4 protein-coding genes and 1 pseudogene are annotated in these 8,454 nt (G+C 71.3%); 3 read left to right on the top strand and 2 right to left on the bottom strand.

The features are described 5' to 3' along the window. Positions 1–257: 257 nt before the first annotated feature. Positions 258–1,586: pseudogene (locus FNH04_RS36080) on the bottom strand (ATP-binding protein); the annotation flags it as partial. A gap of 373 nt (positions 1,587–1,959) precedes the next feature. Here FNH04_RS36080 and FNH04_RS36075 point away from each other — a divergent pair. Beyond that, entirely contained in the window at positions 1,960–2,916 is a 957-nt protein-coding gene (locus FNH04_RS36075) for an AraC-like ligand-binding domain-containing protein (RefSeq protein WP_152790061.1), read from the top strand. Positions 2,917–3,141: 225 nt separating this feature from the next. Here the strand turns inward: FNH04_RS36075 and FNH04_RS36070 are convergent, their stop codons facing one another. Continuing rightward, on the bottom strand, positions 3,142–4,173 hold the full coding sequence (locus FNH04_RS36070; RefSeq protein ID WP_152790060.1) for a GAF domain-containing protein: 1,032 nt from the start codon (positions 4,171–4,173) through the stop codon (positions 3,142–3,144). Between the two features lie 733 nt (positions 4,174–4,906). Between FNH04_RS36070 and FNH04_RS36065 the strand changes: the two genes are divergently transcribed. Further along, complete coding sequence (locus tag FNH04_RS36065; RefSeq protein ID WP_322724818.1) at positions 4,907–6,826, top strand: beta-ketoacyl synthase N-terminal-like domain-containing protein; 1,920 nt, start codon at positions 4,907–4,909, stop codon at positions 6,824–6,826. After that, positions 6,823–8,427 carry an amino acid adenylation domain-containing protein gene (locus FNH04_RS36060; RefSeq protein ID WP_152790058.1) on the top strand — a complete coding sequence of 535 codons (1,605 nt, stop codon included), beginning with the start codon at positions 6,823–6,825 and terminating at the stop codon, positions 8,425–8,427. Before FNH04_RS36065 ends, FNH04_RS36060 begins: the two co-directional genes overlap by 4 nt. The last annotated feature ends 27 nt before the right edge of the window (positions 8,428–8,454 follow it).

Raw genomic sequence — 8,454 nt, 5'->3', positions numbered from 1 at the left:
CCCAGGGCCGCCACCGGGGCGGGCTCGTGCTCCGCCGCACCCGGCAGGGGTTCGAGCTCCAGGGCGGCCGGCGTGCCCCCGGCCCCTACGCCCTCCTCGTGGACGGCTTCCTCCCGTACGGCCTCCCCTACGTACTCCTGCCGTGCGGGCACCGGCTCCGGCTCCGGTTCCGGCGCCGGCTCGCTCCGGAGCGGTTCCGGGGGCTCCTCGTTCCCGAATCCGAACGGCTCCCTCTTGTCGTGCAGAGCTTCGTCGGCCGCCGCCCGCTCCCCCGCCTCCCGGCCGGAGCGCGTGCCGCGGGCGAAGGCGCCCATGATGCGGGCGTTCTCCTCGGGCGAGCGGGTGGGAGGTTCCTCGGCTTCCTCGGCGGCGGACGCGGCGGACGCGGACGGTACGGCGGACGGCTTAGCGGGCGTGCGACGGCGCCGCTTGGGCAGGCCGCCCGCCGTGGTGCCCTCGGCCCGCGCGGGGCGCGGGGCCGGCTCGGGCACGGTCACGCGCTCGGGCACGGGCACGGGCACGGGCACACGCTCGGGCTCCGGTGTGCGGGGCAGCACGGCCGGCGGCTCCTCGGCGGGGGCCTCCTCCTGTGTGAGCAGGGCGGACGGTACGAGCACCACGGCGCGGACACCGCCGTACGGCGAGCGCGTGTCCACGGAGACACTGAAGCCGTAACGCCGGGCGAGCACGCCGATGACGGCGAAGCCGAACTGGGGCGGGTCGTCGAGGCGGGTCACGTCCACCGCGCGCCGCCCGCTCAGCAGTTCGCCCGCGCGCTCGACCGCCTGTCCGTCCATACCGACGCCGGCGTCGTCGACGATCACACACGCGCCGTTGTGTACCGGCTGGACGGTGACCTCGACGGAGGCGTTGGGCTGCGAGTGGCGGGCCGCGTTGTCGAGCAGTTCGGCGACGGCGAGGACGACGGGTTCCACCGCGCGGCTCTCGATGGAGATCTCGATCTGGGAGTTGACGTGGACGCGCCGGTAGTCGCGGATCCGGGACGTCGCACCGCGGACGACCTCGACCAGCGGCGAGGTCGCGCGCCGGCGCCCGGGCCAGGAGCCGCACAGGACGGCGATGGCCTGGGCGCGGCGGCCGAACTGGGCGTTGGTGTGGTCGATCTCGAGCAGGTCGCGCAGCACATCGGGGCGGTCGTGCCGGTCCTGCATCTCGGAGATGGACAGCTGCTGTTCGTTGGCGAGGGCCTGGATGGAGCGCATGGACGCCTTGAGCGCCGCCTTCGCGGATTGGTCGGCGCGGGTCTGCGCGTGCTCCACGGCGCCGGACAGGCGGACCAGGACCTCGTCGAGGCCCTTCGCGAACTCCGTGTCGGCCAGCCGGGAGTCGAGCGGACCGGGTCCGGGGCCGGGCCCGGACCGGTGCGGGGCGTCCGCGAGGGCGGGCAGGCGGACCAGGACCAGATGGCGCAGCTCCTCGTCCCGGGCGCGCAGTCCGTCCGCGAGGTCCGCGTTCCGTGCGCGCTGGCGGCGGGTGATCCCGTGCTGACGCACCAGAAGCACGGCGGTGGCGATCAGGGCCGCGGCAAGGAGCCAGGTCACCGCCTCCGGTATCGGCTCGGTCATGAGGTCACAAGTCCTTACGTCACGTGCTCAGGTCGCCTTGTCCTCAAGTCGTCCGCCACGGGCGGGCATGAGTGGGAAGAGCGTTCGATGCTAGGCGTGCGACGGCGCGCGTACTTTCCGTGACGCGCAGGGAAGTTGTCGTGGGGCGCACAGGTGGTGCGTGTGGTGCGTGTGGCGCACAACGGCGCACAACAGCGATCGCGCACAGCACTCCACTCCGGCATATGCACTGACTGACGGCCTCCCCCTGTCCACCGGGGGCCACTAGGGTTTCCCGCAGTAACGGCCCGAGCTCGCGAACGGATGGTGACGCCCGGCCGTACAAGTAGGCATGTACGAAACCGTCGGGACCCGGGACTGCGAAGGGGAAGCGTTGCCCGCGGGAAGCTACACCGTCGAGTCGCGGACCACACGAGGGGTGGATCCGCTCGAGCGGGCCGACTTCTGGAGCGAGCACATCGGGACGTACCAGTCCCGGATGGGCTTCAGATACGCCCGGCCCGACAACTTCCGTGGCGAGACCGTCCGCCAGCGCACCGGGACCTACCAGCTCGTCAAGTACGCCTCGGACGCCATCGAGTACAGCCGGACCCCCCGTCAGGTGCGGCAGGACCCGGACGAGGACTACCGTCTGCTGCTTCCGGTGCGCGGGGAGATCGTGCTGCGCCAGGACGGCCAGGAGGCCAGGCTCACCCCGGGGACCGGCACGCTGGTCACGTTCGGGGAGCCCTTCCTGTGCCTGCAGAACGCGGACACGCAGGCGTTCATCCTGACCATCCCGGCCCACGAGGTCAACGGCCCGCTGAACCGCAGGTCACCGGTGGCGGCCGGTCTCGATCTGACCCGGGGCCTGGGCCGGATCGTGAACTCCATGCTGAACGACCTGTACGAGGAGCGAGACCACCTCAGCGACCCGCAGTTCGACGCCGTCTCCGACCGCGTCGTCGAACTGGTCTGCATGCTCGCCGCGGGCGACGACCGCCCCGACTCGCCCGGTCATCTGGGCGAGGTCGAGGCGATGGTCCGCCGCCATGTACGCGAGCACGCCTCCGACCCGGGCCTCACGGGTACGTCGATGGCGCGCGCCCTGGGCTGGTCGCTGCGCCAGATACAACTCGCCCTCCAGCGCGCGGGCACCACGCCCCGCGAGCTGATCCGCGAGGAGCGGCTCCGCCTGGTCCGTGACCGCCTCCGGTGCGCGGAGTGCGAGCACATGACGATCACGGATCTGGCCCATGCCTCGGGCTTCTCCTCGGCGAGCACCCTGAGCACGGCGTTCCGCCAGCGCTTCGGCGTGAGTCCCCGCGAGATGCGCCACCGCTCCCGCTGACATGCCCGACCCGGGGCCACCGCCCATCCGTGCCCGGGCCGCACGCCCGGCCGCACCCCGAAAGCGGTTCCGCTTACCCTGGCTCGCATCCCGGCCATCGAGGCCGGATCCGACCAGGTCCACTCCAGCCGCGCATACTCCTCAACCCGAGCACCCGAGCACCCGAGCACCCGTGAACCAGTGCACCCGTGGACCAGCGCACCCGTGGACCAGCGCACGCGCTCCCTACATCCGCGCCCCCGGGAACGCCCCGGAGACACCAGCGGAGCCGAGTCGCTCGAAGCGCTCCTGGACGTTGGCCGCGAACGCCTGCTGCTCATGGCCGGGGTAGGCCTGACCTGTGATGTTCATGGCCACGGTCAGGACACCGCTGATGGGCGAGCCGGGCGAGGTGCGCACCGGGGTGCACAGGAAGCTGAACTCCTGGGGCTGCGGGAAGTCGTAGGTGGTGATCTGCGCCCGGCCGAGCGTGGCGGCGTGTCCCGTGTGGAAGGCCTCGTCCATCGCGTTGAAGACCCCGATGGACTCGAGGCCGGGCAGCGCCAGCCGGCCCGGGCTGAACTGCGGGACCATACCGAAGGCCTGACCCTGCTTGCCGTTGGCGTACCGCAGCAGATGGTTCGGGCCCTCGGTGAGCATGATGGGGAAGGGGGCGCCGTCGAACACCGCGAACAGTTCCTGCTGCTGGGCGAGCAGGCTGTCGCGCAGCTTGAAGTCCGCGAGCAGGGTCTCGGTGAGCTCCTGCATGTGCTCGCGGATCTTGCGGTCCCAGACCCGGGGCTTGAAGTCGGCGACGCACACGGTGCCGAGGATCATGCCGGTGTTGTCACGCAGCGGGGTGCCCAGGTAGGAGCGCACACCCATGTCGTTGACCAGCGGGTTTCCCTTGAAGCGCGGGTAGTCGAAGACATCGTCCAGGGCGAGTTGGGACCCCTGAGCCACCACGTGGGGACAGAAACCGTAGTCGTTGGGGGCCTCACGCGCGATGTCACTGAGGTCGAAGACGATGCCGCCGCTGTCGGGGTCCGGCTTGTCGTCGGGCGACGCCGTGGGCACGTACATGCCGCGGAACATCTGCCGCTCGTCGTTGATGAAGTTCACCATGGCCAGCGGAGTCTGGGTGAAGCTGGCCGCGAGCCGGGCCACACGGTCGAAGGTGGCTTCCGCCTCGACGCTGTTGAGGCCGAGAACCTGCAGTCGCAGCTTGCGCTGCTCGCCGGCATGGCGCGCCTGGTCGGATGTGGTCAGGGGATCCATGAGGTCAGATGAAAGCAGAATATCGGACTCCGCGGATCACCCCGTCCGTTAAATTCCGTCGCGCTCTGCTCATCGTCAACGCTCCGGCGGTCACCGTGACTTGGTATCCGGACACTCACGGGTCCCTCACGGGACGCTCACGGGACACTCGCGGCCCCGGCGACCACCCCACCCCCCGGCAGGTCATGCTCATGCCCAATCTAGAAGTCTGTCCAAATATTTACGGGTTTCAACCTCGGCCGATCACTTCCCGCCAATCCTTGAGCGCGAAACGAGCGGAAACGATTTTGCGTACGACAATCGTCCGGTGGGCCGGTTTTCGACGATCGCTCGTACGGTGCACGGGGGAGAGAGGGCTTGGGTCGGTGGGTCAACTGCGGTTCGAGCAGCGGGCACAGCGACGCCAGTGTGGGCTGGAACACTCTGGCGCCTCAGGCGGTTTCGCGCCAAGATCCACTCAGTGCACAGTGCCACGGTGCACGATCCGGAGCGGTCGGCCACCGTTCCGCTTAGCCGCTCCGGTCGGCCGTTCCGGCGAGAGCGGAAGCGGCGCGACCGGCTGAACGTTTGAGACCCCCGGTACGACGGTGTCCGGGAGCTCACTCCACACTCGTAACCCTGTTCCCATCCGCTTCGCCGTCGGCATCCCCTGCGGCGGAGCGGACGTCAAGCGCGCCAGCACACACGTTCATCGACGAGGCACCGAAGGAGAGTTCCGTTGAAGAGGTCGGACGTGGACGCACGGTCAGTGGCAGTGATCGGTATGGCCTGCCGGCTCCCGGGCGCGTCCGGGGCCGATGAACTGTGGGCCCTGCTGCGCAGAGGTGCCGACGCCACGAGCGAGACGCCGCCCGAACGTTACGACGTCGACGCCCTGTACGACCCCCGTCCCGGCCCCGGCAGGCTGGCCAGCCGGCGCGCGGGATACGTGGACGTCGCCGACTTCGACGCCGAGTTCTTCGGGATGTCCACCACCGAGGCGGTCGAACTCGACCCACAGCAGCGGCTGCTGCTGATGACCGCGTGGGAGGCGCTGGAGGACGCGGGCCAGCGGCCCGACCTGCTGGCCGGCAGCCGTGCCGGGGTCTTCGTGGGCAACGCCCGCGCCGACTACCTGGAACTGGCGCTCCGTCAGGGCTCCGACGGGGTGACGGCCGCCCAGCTCCACAACTTCCGCTCGCTGCTGTCCGCCCGCCTGTCGCACTTCTTCGATCTGCGCGGGCCCAGTGTTGTCGTGGACACGGCGTGCTCCTCGTCGCTGACCGCCGTGCACCAGGCCGTGCAGAGCCTCAGGGCTGGGGAGTCCCCCTTGGCGCTCGTGGCCGGGGTGAACCTCACGCTGCGCCCCGACGAGGGCATGGTGATGACCGCGGCCGGAGGGATGTCCGCCGACGGCCGTGTCCGGTTCGGGGACGCGAGCGCCGACGGGCACGCGCCCAGTGACGCGGTCGGCGTCGTCGTACTGAAGCCGCTTACGGCCGCGCTCGCCGACGGGGACCGCATACGCGCCGTCATCCAGGGCAGCGCCGTCGGCAACGACGGCCACACCAGCCGCTCGGTGCTCAACGCCTCGCTCACCGGGCAGCTGGAGGTGCTGCGCTGGGCGTACGAGGACGCCGGGGTGAACCCCGCGGAGGTGGACTTCGTGGAGGCGCACGGGTCCGGCTCCCCCGCCTTCGACCCGCTGGAGCTCAGCGCGCTGGGCGAGGTGCTGGGCCGGGGACGGCCCGCCGGGCGACCGTTGCTGGTCGGTTCGGTGAAGACGAACATCGGGCACGCGGAGGCCGCTGGCGGCCTGGCCGGGCTGGTCAAGACGGTGCTGTGCCTGGAGCACGGGCAGATACCGGCCAGCCTCCACCTGGACACCCCGAACCCCGAGGTCCCGTGGGACCAGCTGCCGCTGGAGGTGCCGAGGACACCGCGGATCCTGCCCGACCGGGGCCGCCCGGCCCTCGCGGGAGTCTCCGGCCAGGGCTCCTCCGCGCTCAACGCGCACGTGGTCGTACGCCAGGCCGGCCCGCCGAAGTCCCGTGTGAAGGACGAGAAACCCGGCAAGCCGCATGTGCTCGTGCTCTCCGCCCGCACACCCGACGCGCTCGACGCGCTGGCCCGCCGGTACGCCGACTACCTCTCCCCCGGCGGACCGGGCTTCGCGTACTCGGTGCGGGACATCTGCTTCAGCGCCGCCACCCGCCGGCAGCACCACCCGCACCGGATGGCGGTCGTCGGCGCGTCCCACGACGAACTGGTCGCGGCGCTCACCGGAGCACCGGACGCGGGCGGCGACTGTGAGCTCGCCGACCACTACCGCGCGGGCAAGGACGTGGACTGGGACAAGGAGTTCAGGAAGGGCGGCAACTACGTCCCGCTGCCCCTCTATCCGTGGCAGACGCAACGGTACTGGCCGGGTGAGGAGCACTCCGGCGACGACGGCGACCTGACCGCCTGGGTCCTGCGCGAACACGCCCGCACCGGTTTCGACGACGGCTCCACCCTCACCGAGATCGGGATCGACTCCCTCGCGAAGCTGCGTATCGTCGTCGAGCTGACCAAGCGGTCCGGACACGAGATCGACCCCGAGGAGTTCGGCAGTCTGCGCACGGTCGGTGAACTCCGCGAATGGACCCGGGCGCTGGAGGCCGCGGCGCGATGAGCGATCCACGGAGACAGGCCACCGGGGACGGCACGAGCACCGCGCCGGACGGGGGCGCGACGCACCGGGGCGAGCGGGTGCGTCCCCCGACCCTCTACGCCTGGTTCGCCCGGTCCGCCGACGAGTTCGGGGACTCAGCCGTAGCTCTGGAGACCGGCGGTGAGCAACTCACCTACGCACAGCTGCGCGACCTCGCGGAGCGGATCGCGGGACGGATCACCAGGCAGCCGGCGGGGGCCGACGCCACGCCTCGGCGGGTCGGGCTGCTGGCCGGCCGGTCGGTGCTCGCGTACGCGGGGTACCTGGGGATCCTGCGGGCCGGCGCCACCGTCGTACCGCTCAATCCGGAGCACCCGCCCGGACGGACCGCGGACATCGTCCGGGCCGCGCGAGCGGACCTGGTCCTCGCCGAGGCGCCCCGAGCCGATCTGGAGGTTCCCCAACTCGTCCTGAACTCAGCCGAGTTGACGGAACTGGCCGCCGAGCCGCGCCCCGACCTGGAGTGCCCGCCGGTCGGTCCGGACGACCTCGCGTACATCATCTTCACGTCCGGCTCGACCGGTACGCCGAAGGGCGTGCCGATCACCCACCGGAACATCTCCGCCAATCTGGGCCACGTGGCCTCCCGGTACGGCATCGGTCCGGGCAGCCGTCTCTCGCAGACCTTCGAGCTCACCTTCGACGCCTCGGTGCACGACCTGTTCGTGGCCTGGGCCGGCGGCGGGACGCTGGTGGTACCCACCCGCGGTCAGCTGCTGTCCCCGGTGAAGACCATCAACGCCCTGCGGCTCACCCACTGGTTCTCGGTGCCGTCGCTGATCACCTTCGCCTCCCGGCTCGGCACCCTGAAGCCGGGCAGCACGCCCACCCTGAGGTGGAGCGTCTTCGGCGGGGAGCCCCTCACCCTGGCGGCGGCCCGCGAATGGGCCGCGGCCGCGCCGGACAGCGCCCTCGAAGTGCTGTACGGCCCGACCGAGCTCACCATCTCCTGCACGGGCTACCGCTTCCCGGCCGACCCGGCCGACTGGCCCGAGACCCCCAACGGGACGGCCCCGATCGGCAGCTGCTTCCCGGACCTGGACTTCCTGCTGCTGGACGAGGCCGGCGAGCAGTCCGACAGCGGCGAGCTGTGCATGCGCGGCCCCCAGCGCTTCCCCGGCTACCTCGACCCGGCCGACAACCCCGGCCGCTTCGTGGACCTCGACCCGACCGGCGAGCCGGCCGAGGGGCACTGGTACCGCACCGGAGACCGCGTCGCCCTGCGGGACGGCCAGCTGATCCACCTGGGCCGCACCGACCACCAGGTGAAGATCCGCGGTCACCGGATCGAGCTCGGTGAGATCGAGGCCATGCTGCGCGAGCAGGACGGCGTACGCGACGCGATCGTGCTCGCGGTGCCCGCCTCCGACGGCGAACCGGAGCTGGAGGCCGTGGTCTCCGGCACCGGCTGCGACCCCGACCGGCTGTTCGCCGGGCTGGGCGACCGGCTGCCGCCGTACATGCTGCCCCGCCGGATCTCCGTCCTCGACGTGCTGCCGCTCAACCCCAACGGCAAGATCGACCGTCGGGCCCTGCTCACGGAACTCTCCCGCTCCCGCTGAGCCCCGTACCCGTCGAACCCCCCACAC

The sequence above is a fragment of the Streptomyces phyllanthi genome (genome assembly GCF_009377205.1).
GTDB classification, from domain to species: Bacteria; Actinomycetota; Actinomycetes; order Streptomycetales; family Streptomycetaceae; genus Streptomyces; species Streptomyces phyllanthi.
Note: the sequence above shows the minus strand (reverse complement) of the source record. Positions and strands in the feature narration are given on the sequence as shown.